The following is a 988-nucleotide window of genomic DNA, read 5'->3' as shown; positions in this document are numbered from 1 at the left end:
TGCCATCAAGCACCTTGGCCCAGCCCTGCACCACCTTGACCCCGTGCTTTTTCAGCAGGGCGCCAACGCCGGTGGTCAGGCGGTCGACGATGCCGTCTTTCCAGGCCACGCTCTTGCCGATGTCCAGCTGCGGCGAGGAGACGCTGATACCCAGCTCCGATGGCCCGGCAAACCGTGAGGTCTGGTGGAACTGCTCGGCCACGTGGATCAGCGCCTTGGACGGGATGCAGCCGATGTTCAGGCAGGTACCGCCCAGCGCCTGGCCTTCCACCAGCACCGTAGGGATGCCCAGTTGCCCGGCGCGGATGGCCGCCACATAGCCGCCAGGGCCGCCGCCGATGATCAGCAAGGTAGTTTGGATAGTCTGTTGCATGCTCACTCCACGAACAGGCAGGCGGGTTGTTCGAGCAGGCCACGCACGGCCTGAATGAACAGCGCGGCATCCATGCCATCGACCACACGGTGGTCGAACGAGCTGGACAGGTTCATCATCTTGCGCACGACGATCTGGCCGTCGATCACCACTGGCCGCTCGACCATGCGGTTGACGCCGACGATCGCCACTTCCGGGGTATTGACCACCGGCGTGCTGACGATGCCGCCCAAGGCGCCCAGGCTGGTCAGGGTGATGGTCGAACCAGACAGCTCATCGCGGTTGGCCTTGTTGTTGCGCGCGGCAGTGGCCAGGCGCGAAATCTCGCTGGCGTTGGCCCACAGGCTGCCCGCTTCGGCGTGACGCAGTACCGGCACCATCAGGCCGTTGTCACCCTGGGTGGCGATACCCACATGCACCGCGCCATGGCGGGTGATGATCTGGGCTTCGTCGTCGTAGGTGGCATTGATCTGCGGGAAGTCACGCAGCGCCACCACCAGCGCGCGCACCAGGAACGGCAGCAGAGTCAACTTGCCGCGGCTGTCGCCATGCTTGCTGTTGAGCTGCTGGCGCAGCGCTTCCAGGGCGGTGACGTCGATTTCTTCCACATAGCTG

General features: G+C 64.8%; 2 protein-coding genes. Both read right to left on the bottom strand.

Features of this window, described 5'->3' with window-relative positions; all coding sequences use genetic code 11:
- A partial coding sequence (locus HP546_RS30660) for an FAD-dependent oxidoreductase (RefSeq protein ID WP_172233741.1) occupies positions 1-373 on the bottom strand: 373 nt, incomplete at its 3' end.
- Between the two features lie 2 nt (positions 374-375).
- Positions 376-988, bottom strand: a 613-nt coding sequence (locus HP546_RS30655) for a dihydrolipoamide acetyltransferase family protein (protein WP_172233738.1), incomplete at its 5' end; no start/stop codon positions are given.

Source organism: Pseudomonas sp. CM25 (genome assembly GCF_013179705.1).
GTDB lineage: Bacteria > Pseudomonadota > Gammaproteobacteria > Pseudomonadales > Pseudomonadaceae > Aquipseudomonas.
The sequence above is the reverse complement of the archived record's forward strand: the minus strand, read 5'-3'. Positions and strand labels throughout refer to the sequence as shown.